Genomic DNA, 23914 nt, shown 5'->3' with positions numbered 1-23914 from the left:
AGGTCAAGAGAGCGCTCTCATTTGTTGCGGAACGGGTGCATGATCGTGAACGGTCGGTGACGTCGTGGCCATCGGGCGGGTCCCCCGTTCCGATTCGATCGGATTCATGATCGACTCATTGCCATGACCGGCTTCGATTCAGGCTTCCTCGACCTCGCCGACCAGCTGCAGCTCCCGGCACCCACCGATCCCGCCGAACTGTCGCGCCTCCGCCGTCTCGACTACACGCACTTCACCGTGCTCCTCGACCCCGACCGCCGCCTGGCAGCCGCGACCGGGGTCGACATCGACGGCGCAGCCCTCCTCGACCTCGGGCGCGGCGACGACTGGCACCTCGACGACCGCGTCCCGGTCGAGGAGCAGGCCGGCCCGGAGCTCTACGCCCGCAACGACCTCGACCGCGGCCACCTCGTGCGGCGGAGGGACCCGGTCTGGGGCCCGTCGAGATCGCCCGGCAGGCCAACGTCGACACCTTCTGCTACACGAACGCCGCCCCGCAGGCTGCGGACTTCAACCAGTCACTCGAGCTCTGGAACGGCCTGGAGGATCTCGTCCTCGAGTACGCCTCGGCCGGGCGCCGGCGGCTGTCGGTCTTCACCGGGCCGGTGTTCGCCGACACGGACCCGCTCTACCGAGGCGTGCAGATCCCGCGGCGGTTCTGGAAGGTGGCGGCGTGGTCGAACGACGGAGCGCTCGCGGCGAGCGGCTACCTCCTCGACCAGTCGGCGCAGCTCGACGACCTCGACCTCGACCGGTCCAGTGCGATCGACGACACGCACGAGGCCGCCGCCGTGCCCTCACTCGGCCCGTTCCGGACCTTCCAGCTGCCGATCCTCGACCTCGCGAACCTCACCGGTCTCGACTTCGGTGCCCTCGCCTCCGCCGACGTCCTCGAGCCGGCTCCCGCGACAGTGCGCCCGGACACCGACACCTGGATCGAGCTGAGCGACCCGTCCGACCTGCGGTTCTGAGGCAGGTCCGGTCCTGGGCCTGTAGTTCGGCTCCTCGACCCCTACCGACGCTCGAGGGCCGCGCCGATGACCCGGAGGCTCTCGATGAGCACGGCCACCTGCTCATGGCTGAGCCCGGCGAGCATCGCGTTCTCGTCGTCCACCAGCCGCCGCATCGCCTCGTCGACCCGCTGCTGACCGAGGGTTGTCAGGACGACGATCTTGCTCCGGCCGTCGGCCTCGTTCTTCTGCCGGGCGACGAGCGAGCGAGCGGCCAGACGATCGAGCTGGCTCGCGAGGTTGCCGCTCGTGATGCCCAGTCGGGTGGCGAGTATGGACGGCGTCAGCCCGTCCGCTCCGTGCTGGCGGAGGATGGAGAGGAACTCGAACTCCCACGGCCGCAGGTTGCTCGCGGCGAACGACAGGCGTCGGACCTCCTGCAGGTGCGGCACGAGCCGGCGGAGGCGGGACACCACGTCGAGCGGTGCGAAGTCCACGTCGGGCAACGCGTTCGCCCAGGCGTCGATGACGATGTCGACGTCGTCGTCATCACCCTTCGCCATCGCCTGCCTCCCTCGCGTCCTGCCTGCACCAACGCTACCGTGGGCCGCCGCCGATCCAGACGGTGGGCGGTTCCATCCACCCTGTGCTATCGCGCACGACGAGCCGTCAGCGGACGGAGAGCGCCGCCAGGCCGTCGACGAGGAGACCGACCCCGAAGGCGAACGCCTGTGCCTGGTCCTCCTGGCCGAGCGGATCCGTCGCAGCGTCAGCCAGCACGCCGACGCTGTCGTACTGCATCCGTTGCTGCTCGTGCGACACGTGCCCGAGGATGAAGTGGAGCAGCACCGTGCCCGCACGTCGACTCGTCGCCTCGTCGAACCCGGCCACCGACACCGCGTCCGTCAGCCGGGTGAGCGCCCGCCCGGAACCGAGCCCGAGCGCGTAGGTGCTCGACACCACCTCGGCGCCGTCGCGATAGGCGAGGAGAGCGTCGCGCAGCGCCTCCGCCTCCACGCGCGTCCGCTCGCGCCAGTCGGAACCGGCCTCGGACACCGCGTCACCCGGTGCCGGGTGCGCATCGACGATCCGGTCGGCGAGCTCGGCGATGAGGGTCTGCTTGTTCTCGAAGTGCCAGTACAGCGCGCTCGGCTGGACGTCGAGCGACGCGGCGAGGCGGCGCATCGTGAGGTCGGCCAGGCCGTGATCGTCGAGGATGCGGAGGGCCACCTGAGCCACATCGTCGCGCCGATGGCGACGCACTGTTTCGGGACCGGACATGAGCACCACTATAGTGAACGCTGTTCAGGTGAACACCGTTCAGGTGCGATCCACCCGCCCCAGGCGAACCGACCATCCCGACGAAGGACCCAGCATGAGCAGACTCCGGATCGACGCGACCGACATCGCACGCATCGCCGTGTTCGCCGCCATCGTGGCCGCCCTCGGCCTGCCCGGCGCGTTCTCGGTGCTCGGCGCGGTGCCCATCACGGCGCAGACCCTCGGCGTCATGCTCGCCGGCGCGGTCCTCGGCCCGTGGCGCGGCATGCTCTCCATGCTGGTGCTGCTGGCCCTCGTCACCATCGGCCTGCCCCTCCTGTCCGGCGGTCGCGGCGGGATCGGCGTCTTCGTCGGACCGAGCGCGGGGTACCTCATCGGCTGGATCGTCGGCGTCTTCGTGATCGGGCTCATCGTGCACGCCGGCGGGCGTCGGCTGCGCTGGTGGCGCACCGCGCTCGGCGTCTTCGTCGGCGGCATCGGCGTCATCTACGCGTTCGGCATCCCGGTGCAGTCGCTCGTCACCCGCCTGCCACTCGGCGAGACCGCCCTGCAGAGCCTCGTCTTCGTGCCCGGCGACCTCGTGAAGGTCGTGCTCGCGACGGTCATCACGATGACGCTCGCCCGCGCCTACCCGCGCGCGTTCCGCAACGCGGCCGGCGCCGGCTCCACGCGTCCCGGCGAGCCCGCCCGGATCGGATGACCGTGCGTCCAGGGCACCTCGTCCCGCTGCGCGGCGGGGCGCCGACCGACCTCGTCCGTCGGGCGCTCGAGGTGCGGGCGGCCGGCGGCGTGCCGTTGATCGGCGACGACCGGTGGAGCGAGTCGTACTGGCGTTCCGTACGCGACCGCAGCACCGCGTCCGGTCCACAGCCTGGCCAGGGGTGGGCGACGCTGACCTCCGGCACCACGGGCGAGCCGCGCATCGTGCTCAGGACCGCCGCGTCGTGGGCGGACTCCTTCCCGGCCGTCGGCGCGCTGCTCGACCTCGGGCCGGACGACGTCCTGGCGCTGTCGTCGCCGCCCGCGTCGTCGCTGTCGCTGTTCTCGGTCGCCCATGCGGCCGCCGTCGGTTGCTCGCTCGCCCTCCCGACCACCCACGCGCTCACCCCCGACGACGCTCGTGACGCGACCCGGTTCCACGGGACCCCGAACGGCCTCCGGGCACTGCTCGACGGCGAGGTGCCGCCCCACCTGCGGGTGGCGTTGATCGGAGGCGCCTCACTCGACCCCGGACTCCGCGCCAGGGCGGAGGACCTCGGCATCCGCGTCGTGTCCTACTACGGAGCCGCCGAGCTCTCCTTCGTGGCGGTCGATGACGGTGTCGATCCGGATCGACCGGGCCTCCGCGCGTTCCCCGGCGTCGAGCTCGAGGTCCGCGACGACGACGTCCTCTGGGTCCGATCGCCGTTCGTCGCGACCGGGTACCTTGGGGGCTCGGGCCCGCTCCGACGCGACGGCGACTGGTCCACCGTCGGCGACCGCGCACGGATCGACGACGGGATCGTCACGCTCCTCGGACGATCCGACGATGCGATCCTCACGGCCGCGGCGACCGTCATCCCCGCCGATGTCGAGGAGGCTCTGCGCCGACTCGACGAGGTGGACGACGCCGTCGTGCTCGGTCTGCCGAACGCCGGGGTCGGATCGCTCGTGACGGCCGTGTTGGAACTGCACCCGGGCGCGCGTCCGACCCGCGCGATGCTCCGCGACGCCCTCGCACCGTTGCTGCCGCCGACCCATCGGCCCCGACGGTGGTTCGTCGTCGACGAGCTGCCCCGCACCGTCACCGGCAAGGCCGCCCGCGCGGAGCTCGCCGGTCGTCTCGCGGCAGGGACGGTGGCGTCCCTTGACTGAGTCGCACGCCCTCCCGCGCATCGTCGCGGCCCGACGGACGCCGATCGCGACGCGCGGGCGCGCCCTCGCCGCACTCACGGTCGAGCAGCTGGCGGTCCCCGTCGTCCGCGCCGTGCACGACGACGCGACGCACGTCCTGGGCCTGCCGCCGGTGGTGGCGGACGTCGTCTTCGGGAACTGCATGGGCCCCGGCGGCAACCCGGCCCGCGTCGCCGCGCTCGGGGCCGGCCTCGGCTTCGACGTTCCAGGGCTCTCCGTCGACCGGCAGTGCGGCAGCGGCCTCGCGGCGATCATCGAGGCGTCCACGGCGATCAGCGCCGGCGACCATCGGCCACGGATCGCCGGCGGTGTCGAGAGCGCGTCGACCGCGCCGACCCGCTCCGTCGACGGCATCGCCTACGCACGCGCACCGTTCGCACCGGCGGGTTGGCACGACCCCGACATGACCCGCGCCGCGGAGGACCTCGCCGAGCACGACGGGATCTCCCGCGAACGCCAGGACGCCTACGCGACGCGGAGCGCGCATCGTGCGGCGAGCGCCGTCGCCGCCGGGCGGTTCACCGACGAGCTCGTCGCGCTGGTCGGGGCGGCGGAGCACGATGAGGCGCCGCGCAGCGGGATCGAGCGGCTCCTCCCCCGGTTCACCCCGCTCTTCTCCGAAGGCTCCCTCACCGCAGGCAACACCTGCCGGGTGAGCGACGGTGCGGCCGCCGTGCTCGTCATGCCCGGCGGGCCCGCCCACGGGAGCACGACGCCCGGTCTCGCCGTCCGGGCGCACGCCGTCGTCGGCTGCGACCCGGCACTGCCGGGGATCGGGGCCGCGCCGGCGATCCTCGACGCCCTCGATCGGGCCGGCGTGGACCTCGCGCAGGTCGCCGCGTTCGAGATCGTGGAGGCGTTCGCGGCCCAGGCGCTCGCCGTGCTCGACCGACTCGGTGTCGCCGAGGACGACGAGCGTCTCTGCGCCGACGGTGGCGCCCTCGCGCTCGGTCATCCGTGGGGCGCGAGCGGTGCGGTCGCCGTGGTCCGCCTGTTCTCGCGGCTCGTCCGTGGCGGGGCTCCGGCGGGCACGATCGGGGTGGCGGCGGCCTCGGTCGGCGGCGGTCTCGGCGTCGCCGCGGTGTTCGAGGTCGTGCGATGATCGGGGACATCGACCAGTCATCCGCCATCCGTCTCGACGGCGTCACCGCTCGTCTCGGCGACACCGTCGCACTCGACGACGTGACGCTCCACCTCGACGATGCGCGCATCGCGGTCATCGGGGCGAACGGCTCGGGGAAGTCCACCTTCGCGCGGCTCGTCGGCGGCCTCACCCGGGCGACCCTCGGCAGCGTCCAGGTCCACGGGGTCGACGCAGCCAAGGACACGGCGACCCTCCGACGACTCGTCAGCATCGTGTTCAGCAACCCGGACGCGCAGATCGTCATGCCGACGGTGGCGGAGGACGTCGCGTTCTCCCTCCGCGGCACGAAGGCGTCGAAGGCCGACATCGCCGCGCAGGTCGCCGATGCGCTCGACGAGTTCGGCCTGACTGCCCTCGCCGACCGGTCCGCCTACGAACTCTCCGGCGGCCAGAAGCAGTTGCTGGCGCTCTGCGGGGCCGTGATCCGCCGGCCGGCGCTGCTCATCGCCGATGAACCCACCGCTTACCTCGATGCCCGCAACAGCGCCGCCGTCGCCGATCACCTCCTCCACCCCGAGGCAGGCCATCAGCTCCTCCTCGTCACCCATGACCTGGAGCTCGCCGCCCGCTGCGACACCGCGCTGCTCTTCGACGGTGGGCGGGTCGTCGCGCAGGGAGCACCGGACGACGTGATCGCGGCCTACCGCGCGAGTCTGCGGGCGTGACCGCGTGATCACTCTCTACCGTCCCGGCTCCGGCTGGCTCCACCGCGCGCCGGCCGGCCCGAAGGCGCTCGGCATCCTCGTCGTGGTGCTCGCGATCTCGCTCCTGCCGACGAGTTGGTGGACCGCGGGCATCGCCACCACGGTGACCGTCCTCGCCTACCTCGTCTCGGGCCTCGGCCTCGGCGAGCTCGGACGGCAGCTCCTGCTCATCCGCTGGATCATCACGATCACGGTGGCCGGCCAACTGCTGTTCCTCGACGTCGAGTCCGCCGTGTCGAACACCTCCCGGATCGTCGCCGCCATCCTGCTCGCGGCGCTCCTGGTGCTGAGCACGCGGGTCGCCGACCTGCTCGACGCCTTCGAGCGCGTCCTCCAGCCCCTGGGTCGCTTCGGTGTCGACCCCTCGCGCATCGCCCTGATGCTCGCCGTCGCCATCAACACGGTGCCCGTCCTCGCCCGCTTGGCCACGAGCGTCCGGGAAGCGCAGCGGGCGCGCGGGGCCGGGTCGAACCTCGTGACCTTCGTCGTGCCGTTCCTCGTGGTGTCGCTGAAGCACGCAGACGAGCTCGGTGAGGCCCTCACCGCCCGGGGCGTCCGATGAGCGGCGACGACACCGTGCGCGTCCACGGCAAAACGGTCGACGACGAGACGCGCTGCGTCCACTACGCGACCGCGCTCGACGTCATCGCGATCCGCTTCGCCTGCTGCGGCGAGTACTACCCGTGCCACCTGTGCCACGCGGAGTGCGCCGACCACCCGGCCGAGCAGTGGCCGCGCGAGCAGCGCGACCGCGAGGCGATCCTGTGCGGCGTGTGCTCGACGGAACTGACGATCGAGCGCTACCTGGAAGTCGACGGCTGCCCGAACTGCGACGCCCGGTTCAATCCGGGCTGCCGCCTGCACTCGGCGTACTACTTCCAGCCGTGACCGCCCGCCGGTAGACGCGGTTGCGGGCGGCGAGGATGGCGGCACCGATGGTGGCGGCGATGAGCGAGCCGGCGAGCACACCGACCTTGACGTGGTCGTCGGACTCGCTGCCGACACCGAAGGACAGTTCACCGACGAGCAGCGACACCGTGAATCCGATGCCCGCGACGAACGCCATGCCGACGAGGTCGACCCAACGGATCGACGGGTCGAGGCCGAGGCCGGGCAGGCGGGTGACGAGGAACGTCGTCACCAGGATGCCGATGGGCTTGCCGAGGACGAGCCCGGCGATGATCCCGAGCGCGATGGTGTCCTGGAAGGACTCGACGAGCCCGGAGAGCCCGCCGATGACCACGCCCGCGGAGAAGAACGCGAAGATCGGGACGGCGACCGCCGTGGAGACGACGCTCCAGCGATCGGCGAAGTGCGCCGCGAGGCCTTCGTAGACCGGGCGTCCCTCCGCGGTGGTCCCCACCTGGACGCGGGCACGCTTGGTCGAGAAGACGGGCACCATGAAGCCGAGCAGCACGCCGGCGACGGTCGCATGGATACCGGACGCGTGGATGAGCGCCCAGGTGCACAGGCCGAGCGGGATGAGGACCCACCATGCGCGGACGCCGCGCTGGACGAGCACGGCGAAGATGGCGAGCGGCACCGCGGCGAGCGCCAGCGGCAGGAACTCGATGTGGTCGGTGTAGAAGATCGCGATGATGCTGATGGCGATGAGGTCGTCCACCACGGCGAGCGTGAGCAGGAAGGTGCGCAGTGCCGGCGGCAGGAACTTGCCGACCACCGCGATCACCGCGACCGCGAACGCGATGTCCGTGGCGGCCGGGATCGCCCAGCCCTGCAGTGCGTCGGGCCCGGCGCTCAGGTTCACGAGGACGTAGATGACGGCGGGCACGGCCACACCACCGACCGCAGCGGCGATGGGGAGCGCGGCGGTCTTGGGGTTCCGGAGCTTGCCGGCGACGAACTCCTCCTTGAGCTCCAGGCCGACGACGAAGAAGAAGATCGCGAGGAGTCCGTCGGCCGCCCAGGCGCCGACGGAGAGGTTCAGATGGAGCGCCTCCGGACCGAAGGTGAAGTCGCGGACGCTCAGGTAGAACTCGGAAGCGCCGGTGTTGGCGAGCACGAGCGCGATTGCGGTGGCGACGACGAGGAGGGCGCCACCGACGGTGTCCTGTTGGAGCGTCTGGTGGATGCCACGCCAGATCGAGTGCGGGGCCTGGTCGGCCGGCAGGTCGTGGGAGCGGTGAGCGTCGGGCATACGGATCCTTCGGGGGAGGGTTCGGTCGAGCAGCAGAGCGATCCCGATCGATCGCCCGCCGACCAGACTTCCCGGCGCACCAGCCTCCAGTCTAGGCGATCGGGTCCGGGATCGGCCGGGAACCCTGCGCGGGCGGCCCGCGCGGTGCTTGGATGCATCCATGAGCTCATCACCACCACCCGGCGCCCACCAGGACGAACCGCACCGCGGTGACCTCGCGGGCCGCTTGAACTGGCTCCGTGCTGGTGTACTCGGCGCGAACGACGGCATCGTCTCCGTCGCGTCCCTCGTCGTCGGTGTCGCCGGTGCCACGACCGACAGCGCCCCGCTCCTCGCAGCAGGTGTCGCGGGGCTCGTCGGTGGTGCGATCTCCATGGCCCTCGGCGAGTACGTGTCGGTGAGCAGCCAGCGGGACAGTCAGCGGGCCCTCATCGCGAAGGAGCGGCGGGAGCTCTCCGACGACCCCGAGGCGGAGCTCGCGGAACTCGCCGGGATCTACGAGGCGAAGGGGCTCCAGCCGACGACCGCGAGGCGGGTCGCCGAGGAGCTGACCGCACACGACCCGCTCACGGCGCACCTCGAGGCCGAACTCGGCATCACCGAGGACGCGGTCGTCAGCCCGTGGGCGGCCGCCGGCGCCTCGGCGCTCGCCTTCACGGTCGGGGCGTTGCTCCCCCTGCTCGCGATCCTGCTGCCGCCGCCCGAGGTGCGCGTCCCGATCACCTTCGTCGTCGTGCTCATCGCGCTGGCACTCACCGGCTTCACGAGCGCGAGGATCGGCGGCAACCCGGCGATCCGCCCGACTGTCCGGGTCGTGGTCGGCGGAGCGCTCGCCCTCGCAGCCACCTTCGCGATCGGCACCCTGCTCGGCACGAGCGGCGTGGTCTGATGGCCGGGGTCCTGGCAGTCGAGGACGAACCGACGACGGGTGCACTGGTGCTGTGTGGTCCGGGGAGTTCTCTGGGAGTCTGCTGGAGCCCCGCCCGGACGTGGAGCTCCCGGGTGTAGAAGTGAAGGGCGTCCACCAGGTCGCCCTGTCGGATTCGATCAGTGCGGATCGACAGCCCGAAGAACATGTGAGGAGCACCATATGAGCGCAGGAGACAAGATCAAGAACGCCGCCGAAGACCTCGCGGGCAAGGCCAAAGAGGCCGTCGGCAAGGCGACAGACAACGACAAGCTCGTCGCGGAGGGCAAGGCCGACCAGGCCAAGTCCGACGTGAAGCAGGCCGGTGAGAACGTGAAGGACGCGTTCAAGAACTGACCTCCCGATCACACGAACGCCGGTGCCCCGCTCGGGTCACCGGCGTTCGTCTGTCTGCGGGGACGCCGACTCGGCTCACCCCCGGTCCCTGAGCTTGTCGAAGGGCCCACGAGGGACCTCCTGCTACGGTGATCTTCTTCCGGTCCCTGAGCTTGTCGAAGGGCACACGAGCAACTTCCACAGTCCCCCAACTCAGCAGCTGGTGGAGTTCTCGGATGAATACGCGGAGATCCACCGGCTGCGAGCAGCGCTCGACGCACGAGAGGCGCGCTTGCTGGCTCGCTCAGCCGCATATGCGGACGCGCTCGCCGACTCGGTCGTTCCGGCCGTGTTCCCGCCGGAAGGGTTCCTCGTGGGCACTTCGACAAGCTCAGTGACCGGGAGAAGTGTGCCCGGAACGATGAGGGGTCCTCGCGGGCACTTCGACAGGCTCAGTGACCGGGAGATGTTCGCCGGGAATGATCCGGTCCCTGAGCCTGTCGAAGGGCACTCAGGCACTTCGACAAGCTCAGTGACCGGGAGAGGTGTGCCCGGAACGATGCGGGTTCCTCGCGGGCACTTCGACAGGCTCAGTGAGCGGGAGAGGTTCACCCGCGACGCTCCGGTCCCTGAGCCTGTCGAAGGGCACTCAGGCCTGCAGCACAGCTAGTCCTTGATGAGCAGGATCGGGTCGCCGTCGAAGGAGTCGTACGGGTTCGGGTCGGTGAAGCCGCCGTCGTACATGAGGCCGGCCGGAGCCTTGCCCCCGGCGGGAGCCGCTGCGACGTAGCACTGCGTGATCGGCGCGCCAGCGTCGAACTCCTCGGTGAACGACTCGGATCCGCACTCGTCCCACCCGATGAGCGTGGCCTCCTGGACCTTCTCGCCATCGGCGTCGACGGGCGAGAAGGAGGTCGCGTCGCTGTTGAACGCCACCGGGTCGCCCGACACCTTGGTCATCTCGAGCCGGATGAGCGTGATGTCGTAGCCGTCGAGTTCCCCGCCGTCGAACTGCGTCTTGAGGAACGCGACCTGGTCGGCCGTCGCGGGGGTGACCTCGGTCAGCTTCGCGCTGATGAGCGCGGTGACGCCGTCGGTGCCCTGCGACTCGTAGACGATCGGTTCATCGATCCCGACCTGCGCTCCAGGCTCGGTGACCTCACCGTTCGCCGATCCGGTCGAGGTCGGCTTCGACGTCGCAGACGACGAAGCCTTCTCCGTCGGCTTCGCGTCGGGGGCCGACGGCGTGGAGCATCCGGCCAGCACGAGCATGGCTGCGACGGGGAGGGTGATCAGGGCGGTGACGCGGGAGAGCTGCATCGGGATTCCTTTCGGCGGCGGACTCCAGCAGTCTGTCCCGCGCGCCGTTGCCGCGCGATGGGGACAACTCCCCACCGGGGCGGCCGGGCTCCTGCCGTGGGGTCCCGGCAGGATCCCCCGCGGCCTCTCAGGAATCTCTCTGCTGGCGTTCATCCGAGCGGCGGACGATGAGACGACGCGCCAGGTTGTCGCGTCCGAGGGGAACCCATGACTGCGACGATCACCGTCCCGACCGCGCCCTCGCGCCGTCGGTGGGACGCCCTCCACGCCCTCCTCGGCGGCCGCGTCGCACCCTGGGTCGTCGGCCTGTTCGCCACCCTCGTCTCGCTCATCGGCATCGGCACGCCGTCGTACTGGGGTGACGAGGCGGCGAGTGTCCTCGCCGCCGAACGCCCCCTCCCCGTCATGTTCGGGATGATCGGCCACATCGACGCCGTCCACGGCCTGTACTACGCGTTCCTGCACGTCTGGACCGGTGCCTTCGGCACCGCCGAGGCCGTCACGCGGTTCCCGAGCGCGATCGGCGTCGGCTTGGCCGCGGCCGGCACGGTCGTGCTCGCGCGGTCCATCTTCACCCCGGCGATCGGCATCACGGCGGGCCTTGTGTTCGCCGTCATCCCCCAGGTCACACGGATGGGCGCCGAGACGCGCTCCTATGCGCTGGGCATGGCCGCGGTCGTGTGGCTGACGGTCTGGTTCGTGTCGCTCGTGCGCCGCCGGTCCACGTCACGCCGCAGCTGGGCGCTCTTCGCCATCGCGAGCGCCGCCTCGATGTACCTGTTCCTGTACCTCGCGATGCTCCTCCTCGTGCACGCCACGTGGATGGTGCTCCAACGCCCCGGGCGGCGGGTGATGCGAGCGTGGGGCTGGTCCCTGGTCGGTGCACTGGTCCTCGGCGCTCCGATCGTGATCGCGGGCATCGCGCAGCGCGAGCAGATCGCGTTCCTCGGCAGGCGGGACTACGCGACGCCGGAATCGGTGCTCGTCGGCCAGTGGTTCCAGACGCCGGCGTTCGCCGTGCTCGCGTGGCTGCTCATCGCGCTCGCTCCCATCGGGGTCCTCGTGGTGCGCCGATCGTCCCGGCAGCGTCGCGCCCTGGCGATGATCGCCGTCTGGGCGCTCGCACCGACCGCGCTGCTCATCATCGGCAACACCCTCGTGACGCCGATGTACAACCTGCGCTACGTCACCTTCTGCGTCCCGGCCGTCGCGATCATGATGGCGCTCGGACTCCGGACGCTCGTCGACCTCCTGCCGAAGCGGGTGGACCGCGCGGTGGCGACCGCGGTCGGTGTCGCGCTCGTGCTGGCGCTCGCGATCCCTGTCCTCGCGGAACAGCGCGGCCCGTTCGCGAAGGACGACGGCAGCGACCTCCGGCAGACCGCGGAGGTCGTCCAGGCCCATGCCTCGCCGGGCGACGCGGTCGTCTTCGACCAGTCGGTGAAGCCCTCGCGCAAGTCGCGGCTCGCGATCGACCTCTACCCGCAGGCCTTCGCCGGTCTCGACGACGTGGCGCTCGAGACGAGCTACCGCGACCGCCCCGAGCTCTGGGATCTCGCCGCGCCGCTGTCCGAGATCCACGACCGGCTCATCGGCCACGACACCGTCTGGGTCGTCGAGGGCTCAAGCACCTCTCCGAACGTGGCGGATCTGGAGGCGCTCGGCTACCACGTCGAGCAGCGGATCCCCGTCCACCGCAGCATCGTCTTCGAGCTGGTCAGGTCGTGACGCGATGGTGATCCGAGCCCTTCCCGATCCGCGCGCACTGCTCCGGCGACCGATCGTCCGCGAGGTCGCCACCTTCGGCCTCGTCGGCGGCGCCGGCTTCCTCGTCGACGTCGGGGTCTTCAACCTCCTCGCGTACACCGTGTTCCTCCACACCGGCACCTCCGGGCTGCTCGTGGCGAAGGGCATCTCGACGACCCTCGCCATCGTGGCCAACTGGGTGGGCAACCGGCTCCTCACCTTCCGCGCGCATCGGCGCTCGGACGTCGCCCGCGAAGCGCTCGAATTCGGTCTGGTGAGTCTCGCGGGCGGCGCGATCGCCCTGGCCTGCCTCTGGGTCTCCCACGACGCGATGCACCTGACGACGCCGCTGGCGGACAACGTGTCGGCGAACATCGTCGGGCTGGCCCTCGGTTCCGCGTTCCGCTTCGTGCTCTACCGCTTCTGGGTGTACGGACCGCGGGCGGAGCGGACGGGGCCGATCCCCGTGCGCGTCGACCCGTGAGGCCGTCCGGTCAGCGACTCGCGTTGTGCTGCGAGACGGCGTCGCTGACCCAGGAGAACTCGTCGACGAACCGCGAGAGCAACCGGGCGAGTTCCGCTCGATCGCGCTCGCTCCACTTGCCGACGAGGGTGTTGTAGACCTGCTGCGCCGCCTGCCGGTGTCGTTCGAGGGCGGTCCGTCCCTCCTCCGTCGCGCTCACGAGCACTGCGCGGCGATCACTCGGATCCGTCGCCCGGACGACGAGACCGCCCTCCTCGAGGCGACGCACCTCGGCCGTCGCGGTCGACTTGTCGACGTCCATCCAGCCCGCGACCGTGGACATGCGGATCGGCCCGGCGGTGATGACGTATTCGAGGAGCCACGCGTCCGTGGCGGTGAGGGCGGCACCCTCGGCGTCGTGCAGTGAACGCCGGTTGTCGGCCCTGGTGGACCACCGGAGCACCGTCGCGAGGGACGCCTGGATGACGGCTCCCGCCTCGGCGGGGTCGACGTCATCGCTCATAGCTGAATTCTTTCTGAATACGTGCGTTCGGGTGTTGGTTCGACCATACCAACTATATAGTGGGACGGCACCAACTAAACATCACCCGTCCCCCACCTCGAGCGCTGCGGAGAACACAGCCCATGGAAATCCCCGGATACGTCTGGCTGCTGACGATCGTCGGCATTCTGGCCCTCCTCGCCTTCGACTTCATCTTCCACGTGCGCAAGGCCCACGAGCCGACGCTGCCGGAAGCCGCGAAGTGGTCGGCCCTCTACGTCGGTATCGCCATCGTCTTCGGCCTCGGCGTCCTCTTCTTCGGCGGTGGCACACTCGGATCCGAGTACTTCGCCGGCTACATCACGGAGAAGGCCCTGTCGGTCGACAACCTCTTCGTCTTCCTCATCATCATGTCGAGCTTCCGCGTGCCGCGGGCCGACCAGCAGAAGGTGCTCCTCTTCGGCATCGTCTTCGCCCTCATCGCCCGCACCGGTTTCATCTTCCTCGGTGCCGCCGCGGTGAACGCCTGGTCCTGGCTGTTCTACATCTTCGGCGCGTTCCTCATCTTCACGGCGATCAAGCTCCTCCGCCCGGAGGAGGAGAGCGACGACGCGAACAACTTCGTCATCCGTCTCGCCAAGCGTCTCTTCAAGACGACCGACCGCTACGACGGCGACAAGCTCGTCACCATCGAGAACGGCAAGAAGGTCCTCACGCCGATGCTGCTCGTCATGGTCGCCATCGGCGGCACCGACCTGCTCTTCGCGCTCGACTCGATCCCCGCGATCTTCGGCCTCACGCAGAACCCGTACATCGTCTTCACCGCGACGGCGTTCTCGCTGCTCGGCCTCCGTCAGCTCTACTTCCTCATCGACGGCCTGCTCGACCGCCTCATCTTCCTGAGCTACGGCCTGGCGGCGATCCTCGGATTCATCGGTGTGAAGCTCGTCCTGCACGCGCTCCACGAGAACACCCTGCCGTTCCTCAACGGTGGCGAGCACATCCCGGTGTTCGAGATCAGCACTGGCCTGTCGCTCATCGTCATCATCGGCATCCTGACCGTCACGGTCCTCGCCTCTCTCCTCAGCCCGGCCGGTCGTGCACACACGATCATCAGCGACGCCCGCACCCAGGCGAAGAAGATCGTCGACCACGCCGACTCCCCGGAGGACATCCCGGACGGTCACCACGTGGACGAGGTCGAACTCGAGACGAGCTACACCCGCATGGTCGAGCGCCAGAAGTCGTTCGCGAACCTGAAGCCCAAGCACCAGGCGAAGGCGGCCGACGACGAAGAGCTCCAGCGGCTGCTCGCCCGGGCCCACGAGCTGCAGGCGAAGAGCTCCGACTCACGCGGCCTGCTCTGAACGGACCGGGAATCCGGGCGCTCGCCCGGCTGAACCGATAACGTGGACGTGCGCTTCCAGCTTCGGCCGGGGGCGCACGTCCCACACCTCACCACCAGCAACACGATGAAGCATCTAGGAGACGGAACCATGGGTCTGAGTCTGGAAAAGGGTCAGTCGCTCTCACTGACGAAGCAGGACGGCGGTTCGCTCACGCGGATCCGCCTCGGTCTCGGCTGGGACGGCGTCGCACCGGTGAAGCGCGGCTTCTTCGGCCGCTCGTCCGCACCCGACATCGACCTGGACGCCTCAGCGATCTTCTTCGACGCCACCGGCAAGGTGCTCGACACCATCTGGTTCCAGCAGCTCGCGAGCAAGGACGGCTCGGCCAGCCACACCGGCGACAACCTCACGGGTGCCGGCGACGGCGACGACGAGACGATCCTCGTCGACCTCTCGAGGGTCGCCCCGTCCGTCCAGCAGATCGTGTTCGTGATCAGCAGCTACAGCCGCCAGACCTTCGACACCGTGCAGAACGCCTTCAGCCGGATCATCGACGACTCGACCCCCGGCTCGCCCGAGGTCGCCCGCTACCAGCTCACCGACTCCGGTCCGCACACCGCGATGATCATGTCGAAGGTCTCGCGCGAGGGCAACGGCTGGACCTTCAAGGCGATCGGCGAGCGCGCCAACGGGCGTTCCGTCATGGACCTCCTCGGCCCGGCCGCCCAGGCCCTCTGAGCACCACCCGCAGCAGTCCCCCGCGCGCCAGCGCAGTTCCGAAGGAGAAGCGATCACCATGGCAGGACTCACCCTCGAAAAGGGCAACAACCTCTCGCTCACCAAGACCAGCCCCGGCCTGACGGTCGCGACGGTCGGTCTCGGGTGGGACCCGCGCACCACGAGCGGTGAGGCCTTCGACCTCGACGCCTCCGCGCTGCTCGTCGGCGCGAACGGCAAGGTGCGCTCCTCCGCCGACTTCATCTTCTACAACCAGCCCGCCTCGGCGGACGGCTCCGTCAAGCACCTCGGCGACAACCGCACCGGCGACGGCGAGGGCGACGACGAGCAGATCTCGGTCGACCTGAACGCGGTCGGGGCAGACGTCGAGCGCGTGATCATCGCCGTGTCGATCGACAAGGCCGACGAGCGACGCCAGAACTTCGGCCAGGTCCGCGGAGCGTACTGCCGCATCGTCGACCAGGACGGCACCGAGATCGTCCGCTTCGACCTCAGCGAGGACGCCGCCCCCGAGACCGCCATGCTGTTCTCGGAGCTCTACCGCAACGGATCCGAGTGGAAGTTCAAGGCCGTCGGCCAGGGCTACACCACCGGTCTCGCCGGCATCGCCGGCGACTTCGGCGTCCCGCTCGGCTGAGCACCGACGCCTCCACCACGAGCAAGCCACACACGAGAGCAAGGTCGACCGCATGAGCACGCCACTCACTCCGCCAGACGCCAACGAACAGGCAGCAGCCTCTCTCGTGCTGCACGCTCCGGATGCACCGGACGTCGTGCAGGCCGAAGAGGCACCGGGCATGGTCCCCGTCCCGGCGGAGCGCCAGACGGAGATCCAGCAGCAGGCGCGCTCCTTCGTGACGGAGGTCGCGACGCTCGACCCGCGCTCGCCCGAGTTCACGCAGAAGATCGAGGGTATCTCCCAGATCGGCGGCAAGGAGATGGTGCAGTCGAGCGGGTACTCCTCCCGCATGCTCGACCGCTCGTCGACCTCGGTCGCCGGTGCGAAGCGTTCGGGCGACAGCGCGCAGATCAAGGTCGCGACCACGCTCGGCGACCTCCGCAGCACGGTCGAGGACCTCACGCCGAACCAGGCGGACCTCGGCGTCGGCCGCAAGATCCTCGGGTTCATCCCGGGCGGCAACAAGCTCGCCAAGTACTTCCAGAAGTACGAGTCCGCGCAGACCCAGCTCGACAAGATCATCAAGTCGCTCATGGCCGGCCAGGACGAGCTCCTGAAGGACAACGCCGCCCTCGCCGGCGAGAAGGTCCAGCTCTGGGAGACGATGCAGGCGCTGAGTGAGTACGCCGTCTTCGCGAAGGCGCTCGACGCCGCCTGCGTCGCCAAGATCGACGAAGCCCGCTCCTCCGGACGCATCGAGGAAGCCCAGAAGCTCGAGGCCGACGTCCTCTTCCCCGTCCGCCAGCGTCACCAGGACATCCTCACGCAGCTCGCCGTCTCGGTGCAGGGCTACCTGGCGATGGACCTCATCCGCAAGAACAACCTCGAGCTCATCAAGGGTGTCGACCGCGCTCGCACCACGACGATCGCCGCCCTGCGGACCGCCGTCGTCGTCGCGCAGGCCCTCGCGAACCAGAAGATGGTCCTCGACCAGATCGACGCGATCAACACCACGACGAACAACATGATCCTGCAGACGAGCGAGATGCTGAAGGACCAGACCACGCGCATCCACCAGCAGGCCTCCACCGCGGGTGTCAGCGTCGAGACCCTGCAGCGCGCGTTCGACAACGTCTTCCAGACCATGGACGCGATCGACACCTTCCGTGCCGAAGCCGCCAAGAACATGGAGGGCACCGTCAACGCGCTCGAGTCTGGTCTCGAAAAGGCGAAGCCGTACCTCGAGCGCAGCCGTCAGGCCGAGCAGCGCGAACTGCGGTAGCCTCACGCTCGGGTGATCGGGCGCACGGGTCGCTGAGGACGAAGGGGGACGAGGGATGGCATTCGGACGACTGCTGAACGCACTGCGGACCGGCGGGGCCGAGCCGCTCGGCGTCGTCGACGCCACGCCGGCGCCCGTCGGTGAGACCGAGGACGAGCAGACGGCCCGGCACCTCGACGAACTCCGCGACTCGGTGCGCTCCGTGGGGCGCGACCTCCCCACGCTGCTCACCTCGCAGCTCCGACAGATCGACGACCAGTTGCGCCTCGTCGTCGCGACCATCGCCGACCAGGGTGCGTCGACCGAGCAGCGCGTGCTCCTCGCCGCGATGGTGACGGACTACCTCCCCAGCCCGCTGCGCTCCTTCCTCGCGCTGCCGGCCGCGGACCGCACCGACGACTCCCGCAGCACGATCGTCTTCGCCCGTCAGCTGGAGCTCATCGAGGAGACCATCCGCGACCTCCTCAACCAGATCCGCATCGGCGCGATCGCCGAACTCTCGACGCACGGTCGCTTCCTCTCCGACAAGTTCCAGGAGCCCGACGCCGGTCTCGTGCTGGGTGCGCACTGATGGCGTCGCTGATCGCGGGCGCGAACGCCGCGCTCACCGCCGAGAACCCCGGTCTCGACGCCGTGCTCATCGGGTTCGGCTGGGACGTCATCGCGAGCCGCGGCCCGCAGAGCGAACCCGTGCCGCTGGCGATCATGTGCGGCGACGACGGCAAGGCGCTGTCCGACGACCACCTCGTGTTCTTCAACCAGGTCGAGAGCCAGGACGGTGCTGTCACCTTCTCGTCCGAGGCCGACGACGAGGAGATCGACGTCGAGCTGTCGCACGTGCCGGACGCCGTGTCGAAGATCGCCTTCCTGCTCTACATCGACCCCGACGTCCGCGGTCCCGGTGACTTCTCTCCCGTGCGCTCGGCGTTCGTCCGCGTCGCCACACCCGATGGTCGGGAGCTCGTGCGCTTCGACGTGCCGATCGCCGAGGTCCGCAGCAGCCAGGCGCTGCTCCTCGCCGAGCTGTACCGGCACCGCTCGGACTGGAAGTTCCGCGCTCTTGGGCAGGGGTACGCCGGCGGTCTCGCCGGCGTGGCACGCGACTTCAGAATCGACCTCTGAGCCGTGCCACTCAACACCTCCCCGGTGCGACGGGACATCGACTACCTCCGTCGTCGGGTGAAGCCGAGACCTGAGCCGGTGGCGCAGGCGGAACCCGTGGCGAGCGCCCCGGCGGCACCTCCCCCCGCAACGCCCGCCGCGTCGGCAGCACCGTCGACGGGACTCACGCTCGGCGGGCCGTCGACGCCCGCCGCCGCACCCCCTGCCCCGGCGGCATCGGCAGCGCCGTCTGCACCGTCGGCACCGTCGACGGGACTCTCGCTCGGCGGATCCTCGTCGCCCGCTCCCGCTACGCCGTCGGGACGCCCCGCCACCACGCCCGCCGCAGCTCCGACGACCCCGCAGCCCTTCCCGGCTCCGACAGCCGAGGAGGTCCGCGTCCTCGACGACGAGACCCCACTGGTCCGGCTCGACCCGCGTCAGTCCGCGATCGGCAGCCTCATCGTCGGCGGAGCGACGGCGATCGTGTGGGAGACCGTCGAACTCGTGACGGGAGTCGCGACGGCCGACGGCATCGACGGCACACCGGTGACGACGCCCGGCAACCGGCCGCTGCTCGGCTTCGACGGCGGCGACGCGATCCTCGCGCTCCGGCACGTGCACCTCATCCGGCGGGCGCTGTTCGTCGGCACAGCCGGTCACCCACTGACGGTGCAGCTCTTCGACGGCGAAAGCTTCGCCGCCGCTGACGACACCGGCGCACCGCCGGTCGTCTCGCTGCTGCGCATCGGGTCGAGACTCGAACTCCGCCTCGAACCCCTTCCCGCCGAGATCCCACTCGAGACGCTCCTGCAGCAGTTCGGCTTCGAGCCGACGCCGTACGTCGTCGCCCGCGAACCCCGGAGACGATGACCATGCGCCACTTCAGTTACGTCGACGACAAGCGCGCGTCGCGGCTGTTCCACAAGCTCCCCAGCCCCATCAGCATCGACTCCCCGCCGGAACACGTGGCGGCGGCACTCGGCGCCACGCTCTACAGTCCCGGCACGCGCCCGACGCTCGCGAAGGACGTCGTGAAGCAGGCGAAGCACGGCTGCCTGAGCATGGTGCTGTGCCTCGAGGACTCGGTCCCCGACGACGCGGTCGAGTTCGCCGAGACGAACGTCGCGGAGGCGATGCAGCAGCTCGCCGCCAAGAGCTCGGGGTCCAAGCGCCCCGTGCTGCCGCTGCTGTTCATCCGCGTCCGCACGCCCGAGCAGCTCGAGCGGGTCGCCGGACTCCTCGGTCCGGGACTCGACCTCCTGAGCGGCTTCGTCATCCCCAAGTACGAGAACAGCGACGGGGTGGCGGACCGCTTCTTCGAGGCGCTCGGTCGCGTGCAGCGCGACTACGGGCAGGACGGGTCGAACGGCGCGCGTCGCCTCCGGGTCATGCCGATCCTCGAGTCGCCGCGGATGATCCACCGCGAGACCCGCGACGACACCCTCTCCGGGATCGTCGACGTCACCAAGGCCCACCGCGAGGACGTCCTGGCGGTCCGGATCGGCGCCACCGACCTCTCGAGCGCCTTCTCGCTCCGGCGCTCGCGCGACCTCACCGTGTACGACGTGAAACTCGTCTCCTCGGTCATCGCCGACGTCGTCAACGTCTTCGGTCGGCCGGGCGACGACTTCGTCATCACCGGCACGGTCTGGGAGCACTTCCACAACGCGGAGCGGCTCATGCGCCCGCAGCTGCGCATGACGCCGTTCCAGGACGCGAACGAGGCGCAGCTGCGTCAGAAGCTCCTCCTCAAGGGACTCGACGGCCTCATCCGCGAGATCGCGCTCGACCAGGCGAACGGGTTGCTCGGCAAGACGGTCATCCACCCGAGCCACGTGCCGGTCGTCCACGCGATGTCGGTCGTGAGCCACGAGGAGTACGTCGACGCCCTCTCGGTCGTCGGCGATGTGGGCGGCGGTGCCAACGCCTCCCCGTATCGGAACAAGATGAACGAGATGAAGCCGCACCAAGCGTGGGCGCGCAAGACCCTGCTCCGCGCGGAGGCCTTCGGGGTGGCAGCGGAGGAGACGACCTTCGTCGACCTCCTCGAGACGAGCATGCGGTGACCGTATGGACGGGCCGCTTCGTCAGTGACGCCGTCGGCATCGGCCTGCGCTCGAACGCGTCCCGAAGCCTGATCCCGGTGGAGGACCTCGTCGGTCTCGCGCTCCGCGACAACCCCAAACGCGCGCAGCTGCTCGTGTCGACGGTCCTCGCCAAACACGTGCCGACCGTGCCCGGCCTGGCACTCGCCGCCGGCGAACTGCTCGGACTGCTGGTGCGGAGCGCGCTCGACGGCAGCGACCCGGAGACGGCTCCGTTCGACACGGTGGCGCAGCTCCTGGCCCGTCGGGAACGGCCGGACGCTGACGGTCTCGCCGCCCTCACCGCCGTCCGCGAGCACCTCGCCCAGCTCCGTGATGCGGCCCCAGTGGCCGGGCCGGAGCTCGTCACCGTCGGCTACGCGGAGACGGCGACCGGGCTCGGCCACATCGTCGCCGACGCGCTCGGCTCGCCGTACCTCCACTCCACGAGACACGAGGCGGACGTGCCCTTCACTCCGTTCGAGGAGGAGCATTCGCACGCGAGCGACCACCGCCTGTACCCGAGCGACCCCGCGTGGGCCACGGTCGGCGGCACCACGGTGCTCGTCGACGACGAGTTGAGCACGGGACGCACCGTCCGCAACACGATCACCGCGCTGCACGCCACAACGCCGCAGGCGCACTGGGTGGTCGCCGGCCTCATCGACCTCAGTTCGGATGCGGACCGGCAGCGCTTCGACGACCTCGCCGACAGCCTCGGCACCCGGATCACCGTCGTGGCGCTCGGCGTGGGTGCCGTCGACCTTCCGGAGGACGTCCTCGCCCGAGCGCGAGCGGTCATCGACGCTGCACCACCCACGTCGGCCGCTGAATCGACCACAGCCGGCGACGTCGTCGTCGTGGACGCCTCCGACCTGCCGCCCGTGCGGAGCGCGCGCTTCGGTGCGCCAGGACGCCTGGACGACGCGGTGACCGCCGCGATCGCCGACCGGGTCCTTCCAGAGCTGGCGGACGGCGAGGTCGTGGTGCTCGGCTCCGAGGAGTTCATCGCGGTACCGCTGGCCGTCGCCGCCCACCTCGACCGCACCCGCGGAGCGACACGCTTCTCCACCACCACGCGGTCCCCCATCGCCGTCATCGACCGTGACGACTACGCCATCGCGAGCGCGGTGTCCTTCACCAGCCACGACCGTACGATCGACGGCTTCGGACCCCGCTTCGCCTACAACCTCTCGCGCGGCGGCTCGCGGTTCGCGGCGGTGGTCCTGTTCCCGGAGCCTGGCGCCGACCGCGAGCTCCTGCTCCGGCCCGACGGCGTCGTCGAGGCGCTGCGGACCGTCACCGACCACGTCATCGTCGTCCTCCTCACCGAATCCGTCCCGACCCCAGCCGAATGGAACCCCGCACCGTGACCATCGACGCCGCCGCCCTGCCCGAGCCGCTCACCGGACCGGACTTCGGGTCCTACGACGCCTCGGAGGTGCGCTGGCTGCTCACCGACCTCGGCGACACCCACCTCGAGGCCGACGCCTCCGAACGCGAGGCCGCGATCCAGAGCGGTCGCGCGCACTACGCCGAGTCGCTGCCCATCGAGTACCTGCCCTCCCCCGAGTACGAGGAGCTCTACCGGGACGCCCTCGCGCGGTCGAGCCGACGTCTCGCGGTGGCCGTCGGCGTCGTCACCGACCTCGTCCTGGCCTCCCGCGCGAACCGGCCGGTGCTGGTCTCCCTCGCCCGCGCCGGAACGCCCATCGGGATCCTCATGCGTCGCTGGGCGAAAGAGGTCCGTGGGATCGACGTGCCGCACTACACGATGAGCATCGTGCGCGGGGTCGGCGTCGACGGGACCGCGCTGCGCTACCTCGCGGCGCACCACGACCCGGAGCAGATCGCGTTCGTCGACGGCTGGACCGGCAAGGGCGCCATCGCCCGCGAACTGACGGCGGCGCTGGAACTCTTCGCCGAGACCGACGGCATCCGCTTCTCCGACGAACTGGCGGTCCTCGCAGACCCCGGCCACTGCGTGCCCGTCTACGGCACCCGCGACGACTACCTCATCCCCTCGGCATGCCTGAACTCCACCGTCTCCGGTCTCGTGTCCCGCACGGTGTACAACCGCGAGCTGCTCTCCGACGACCAGTTCCACGGCGCCAAGTTCTACCGCGAGCTGAGCAGTCACGACGTCTCCGGCGCGTTCCTCGACGCGGTCTCCAGTCGCTTCGACGAGGTGGTCGACGACGTCGCAGCAGGTGTGGAGGAGGCCTCGGCGGCCGATCGCGAACCGAGCTGGATCGGCTGGGAGGCCGTCGAGCGGATCCGGGAACAGTACGACATCCCGACCGTGAACCTCGTGAAGCCCGGTGTCGGCGAGACCACCCGCGTCCTGCTCCGCCGGGTGCCGTGGAAGGTGCTCGTGTCGCCGGACGCCCTCGACGACGTCGCGCACGTGCTCCTGCTGGCCGAGCAGCGCGGTGTGCCGGTCGAGGTCGTGCCCGGGTTGCCCTACAGCTGTGTCGGGCTCATCAACCCGTTGAGCGACGCCGCGGCGGGAGACGCCCAGTGAGCGCCCTCGTCGCCTGCGACCTGGATCGCACCCTCATCTACTCGCCGAAGGCGTTCTGGCTCGAGACGCCGGACCCCGAGGCGCCGTCGATCGTCGTCTCGGAGCTCTGGAACGGCGTGCCGATCTCGTTCATGACGCGCGAGTCGGAGCGACTGCTGATCGAGCTGCGCTCGCAGGCCGTGTTCATGCCGGTCACGACGCGGACGGTGGCGCAGTATCAGCGGGTGCAGCTGCCGGGCGGCGCGCCCGCGTACGCGATTACGAGCAACGGCGGCGAGATCCTCGTCGACGGCGTCCCGGACGCCGACTGGCGTGACCGGGTGCGAGCGCACCTGACCGACCACACCGCTCCGCTCGACGAGGCGCTGGCGCGCTTCGAGGAGCTTGCGTCGCCGACCTGGATCCTCAAGACGAACGTCGCGGACGCGCTGTTCTTCTACTCGATCGTCGAGCGCGACGCGATCCCGGCGGGCTGGCTCGAACAGGTCGAGCAGGAGTGCGAACGGCTCGGATGGACGGTGTCCCTGCAGGGACGCAAGCTCTATTGCGTACCCCGGACGCTGACGAAGCACGACGCCGTCAGCGAGGTCGCCCGCCGCCTCGACGGCCCACTCGTGCTCGCAGCCGGCGACTCGCTCCTCGACCAGTCGATGCTGGAGACCGCCGACCTCGCGTTCCGGCCGGCGCACGGCGAGCTCGACGACGAGGGCTTCACGATCGACACGTTGACGGTCACCGAGCGGCGCGGCATCCTCGCCGGCGAGGAACTGCTGCAGCTGATGACGGCGGCAGCCGTCCGGGGCCGCTGAC

Annotated in this window: 27 protein-coding genes and 1 pseudogene; 23 read left to right on the top strand and 5 right to left on the bottom strand. The window is 70.2% G+C overall.

Translation table 11 applies throughout. The features are described from left to right. Positions 1-123: 123 nt before the first annotated feature. Positions 124-381, top strand: a pseudogene (locus GV015_RS19300) (DNA/RNA non-specific endonuclease); the annotation flags it as partial. After that, positions 327-971, top strand: coding sequence for a DNA/RNA non-specific endonuclease (locus tag GV015_RS05015; RefSeq protein WP_371416582.1), 645 nt, complete (start codon positions 327-329; stop codon positions 969-971). The pseudogene GV015_RS19300 and the gene GV015_RS05015, both read left to right, overlap by 55 nt. Positions 972-1012: 41 nt before the next feature. Here GV015_RS05015 and GV015_RS05010 read toward each other — a convergent pair whose 3' ends face one another. Together GV015_RS05010 and GV015_RS05005 are read right to left on the bottom strand one after the other, a co-directional pair. After that, the gene (locus tag GV015_RS05010; protein ID WP_079704629.1) at positions 1013-1513 is read right to left on the bottom strand and encodes a MarR family winged helix-turn-helix transcriptional regulator; all 501 of its coding nucleotides are present in this window, start codon (positions 1511-1513) and stop codon (positions 1013-1015) included. Between the two features lie 106 nt (positions 1514-1619). After that, positions 1620-2231: a TetR/AcrR family transcriptional regulator C-terminal domain-containing protein gene (locus tag GV015_RS05005; RefSeq protein WP_159877011.1), complete on the bottom strand. Its 612-nt coding sequence runs from the start codon at positions 2229-2231 to the stop codon at positions 1620-1622. Between the two features lie 94 nt (positions 2232-2325). Here GV015_RS05005 and GV015_RS05000 point away from each other — a divergent pair, with 94 nt between their 5' ends. Genes GV015_RS05000 through GV015_RS04975 form a run of 6 tightly spaced genes read left to right on the top strand, consistent with a single transcriptional unit; the run spans position 2326 to position 6860 of the window. Then, positions 2326-2931, top strand: a complete 606-nt coding sequence (locus GV015_RS05000; protein WP_159877009.1) for a biotin transporter BioY — start codon at positions 2326-2328, stop codon at positions 2929-2931. Next, positions 2928-4085 carry a class I adenylate-forming enzyme family protein gene (locus tag GV015_RS04995; protein WP_159877007.1) on the top strand — a complete coding sequence of 386 codons (1158 nt, stop codon included), beginning with the start codon at positions 2928-2930 and terminating at the stop codon, positions 4083-4085. The genes GV015_RS05000 and GV015_RS04995 overlap by 4 nt, the downstream gene beginning before the upstream one ends. Then, positions 4078-5226 (top strand): thiolase family protein, encoded by a 1149-nt coding sequence (locus GV015_RS04990; RefSeq protein WP_159877005.1) that lies wholly within the window; start codon positions 4078-4080, stop codon positions 5224-5226. The genes GV015_RS04995 and GV015_RS04990 overlap by 8 nt, the downstream gene beginning before the upstream one ends. After that, positions 5223-5933, top strand: a complete 711-nt coding sequence (locus GV015_RS04985) for an energy-coupling factor ABC transporter ATP-binding protein (protein WP_159877003.1) — start codon at positions 5223-5225, stop codon at positions 5931-5933. Before GV015_RS04990 ends, GV015_RS04985 begins: the two co-directional genes overlap by 4 nt. A 4-nt stretch (positions 5934-5937) precedes the next feature. Continuing rightward, positions 5938-6534, top strand: a complete 597-nt coding sequence (locus tag GV015_RS04980; protein ID WP_124768225.1) for an energy-coupling factor transporter transmembrane protein EcfT — start codon at positions 5938-5940, stop codon at positions 6532-6534. Beyond that, positions 6531-6860 (top strand): CHY zinc finger protein, encoded by a 330-nt coding sequence (locus GV015_RS04975; protein ID WP_159877001.1) that lies wholly within the window; start codon positions 6531-6533, stop codon positions 6858-6860. The genes GV015_RS04980 and GV015_RS04975 overlap by 4 nt, the downstream gene beginning before the upstream one ends. On the opposite strand, the gene nhaA is transcribed toward GV015_RS04975, so the two are convergent. Further along, the gene (gene nhaA / locus GV015_RS04970) at positions 6814-8130 is read right to left on the bottom strand and encodes a Na+/H+ antiporter NhaA (RefSeq protein ID WP_159876999.1); all 1317 of its coding nucleotides are present in this window, start codon (positions 8128-8130) and stop codon (positions 6814-6816) included. The genes GV015_RS04975 and nhaA overlap by 47 nt on opposite strands. A gap of 160 nt (positions 8131-8290) precedes the next feature. On the opposite strand from nhaA, the gene GV015_RS04965 reads away from it, so the two are divergent. Continuing rightward, complete coding sequence (locus GV015_RS04965; RefSeq protein WP_124768219.1) at positions 8291-9019, top strand: VIT family protein; 729 nt, start codon at positions 8291-8293, stop codon at positions 9017-9019. A 201-nt stretch (positions 9020-9220) separates the two neighbouring features. After that, positions 9221-9394, top strand: a complete 174-nt coding sequence (locus tag GV015_RS04960) for a CsbD family protein (RefSeq protein ID WP_079704619.1) — start codon at positions 9221-9223, stop codon at positions 9392-9394. 645 nt (positions 9395-10039) lie between these two features. Here GV015_RS04960 and GV015_RS04955 read toward each other — a convergent pair. Continuing rightward, on the bottom strand, positions 10040-10693 hold the full coding sequence (locus GV015_RS04955; RefSeq protein WP_159876997.1) for a hypothetical protein: 654 nt from the start codon (positions 10691-10693) through the stop codon (positions 10040-10042). A gap of 207 nt (positions 10694-10900) precedes the next feature. Here GV015_RS04955 and GV015_RS04950 point away from each other — a divergent pair, with 207 nt between their 5' ends. Together GV015_RS04950 and GV015_RS04945 are read left to right on the top strand one after the other, a co-directional pair. After that, on the top strand, positions 10901-12421 hold the full coding sequence (locus tag GV015_RS04950) for a glycosyltransferase family 39 protein (protein ID WP_159876995.1): 1521 nt from the start codon (positions 10901-10903) through the stop codon (positions 12419-12421). A 4-nt stretch (positions 12422-12425) separates the two neighbouring features. Then, complete coding sequence (locus GV015_RS04945; RefSeq protein WP_159876993.1) at positions 12426-12923, top strand: GtrA family protein; 498 nt, start codon at positions 12426-12428, stop codon at positions 12921-12923. A 10-nt stretch (positions 12924-12933) separates the two neighbouring features. Here the strand turns inward: GV015_RS04945 and GV015_RS19220 are convergent, their stop codons facing one another. Next, positions 12934-13425 (bottom strand): MarR family winged helix-turn-helix transcriptional regulator, encoded by a 492-nt coding sequence (locus tag GV015_RS19220; protein ID WP_086472760.1) that lies wholly within the window; start codon positions 13423-13425, stop codon positions 12934-12936. 122 nt (positions 13426-13547) lie between these two features. On the opposite strand from GV015_RS19220, the gene GV015_RS04935 reads away from it, so the two are divergent. The 11 genes from GV015_RS04935 (at position 13548) to GV015_RS04885 (ending at position 23913) form a co-directional block, all read left to right on the top strand. Further along, positions 13548-14771, top strand: coding sequence for a TerC family protein (locus tag GV015_RS04935; RefSeq protein ID WP_079704613.1), 1224 nt, complete (start codon positions 13548-13550; stop codon positions 14769-14771). 129 nt (positions 14772-14900) lie between these two features. Next, complete coding sequence (locus GV015_RS04930) at positions 14901-15491, top strand: TerD family protein (protein ID WP_079704612.1); 591 nt, start codon at positions 14901-14903, stop codon at positions 15489-15491. Between the two features lie 58 nt (positions 15492-15549). After that, positions 15550-16128 carry a TerD family protein gene (locus GV015_RS04925; protein ID WP_079704611.1) on the top strand — a complete coding sequence of 193 codons (579 nt, stop codon included), beginning with the start codon at positions 15550-15552 and terminating at the stop codon, positions 16126-16128. Positions 16129-16180: 52 nt separating this feature from the next. Then, positions 16181-17392, top strand: coding sequence for a toxic anion resistance protein (locus GV015_RS04920; protein WP_079704610.1), 1212 nt, complete (start codon positions 16181-16183; stop codon positions 17390-17392). A 55-nt stretch (positions 17393-17447) separates the two neighbouring features. Then, positions 17448-17963 carry a hypothetical protein gene (locus GV015_RS04915; protein ID WP_079704609.1) on the top strand — a complete coding sequence of 172 codons (516 nt, stop codon included), beginning with the start codon at positions 17448-17450 and terminating at the stop codon, positions 17961-17963. Then, positions 17963-18514, top strand: a complete 552-nt coding sequence (locus GV015_RS04910; protein WP_159876991.1) for a TerD family protein — start codon at positions 17963-17965, stop codon at positions 18512-18514. Before GV015_RS04915 ends, GV015_RS04910 begins: the two co-directional genes overlap by 1 nt. Before the next feature lie 3 nt (positions 18515-18517). Then, entirely contained in the window at positions 18518-19366 is an 849-nt protein-coding gene (locus GV015_RS04905; protein ID WP_159876989.1) for a hypothetical protein, read from the top strand. A 2-nt stretch (positions 19367-19368) separates the two neighbouring features. After that, positions 19369-20562 (top strand): HpcH/HpaI aldolase/citrate lyase family protein, encoded by a 1194-nt coding sequence (locus GV015_RS04900; RefSeq protein WP_071261351.1) that lies wholly within the window; start codon positions 19369-19371, stop codon positions 20560-20562. Continuing rightward, positions 20559-21953 carry a phosphoribosyltransferase domain-containing protein gene (locus GV015_RS04895; protein ID WP_159876987.1) on the top strand — a complete coding sequence of 465 codons (1395 nt, stop codon included), beginning with the start codon at positions 20559-20561 and terminating at the stop codon, positions 21951-21953. The genes GV015_RS04900 and GV015_RS04895 overlap by 4 nt, the downstream gene beginning before the upstream one ends. Next, a complete protein-coding gene (locus tag GV015_RS04890) occupies positions 21950-23104 on the top strand; it encodes a cysteine protease StiP family protein (RefSeq protein WP_159876985.1) in 1155 nt (384 codons plus the stop codon). Before GV015_RS04895 ends, GV015_RS04890 begins: the two co-directional genes overlap by 4 nt. Continuing rightward, the gene (locus tag GV015_RS04885; RefSeq protein ID WP_159876983.1) at positions 23101-23913 is read left to right on the top strand and encodes an HAD family hydrolase; all 813 of its coding nucleotides are present in this window, start codon (positions 23101-23103) and stop codon (positions 23911-23913) included. The genes GV015_RS04890 and GV015_RS04885 overlap by 4 nt, the downstream gene beginning before the upstream one ends. Position 23914 lies beyond the last annotated feature (1 nt).

This window comes from Plantibacter sp. T3, assembly GCF_902506515.1.
GTDB lineage: Bacteria > Actinomycetota > Actinomycetes > Actinomycetales > Microbacteriaceae > Plantibacter > Plantibacter auratus.
Note: the sequence above shows the minus strand (reverse complement) of the source record. Positions and strands in the feature narration are given on the sequence as shown.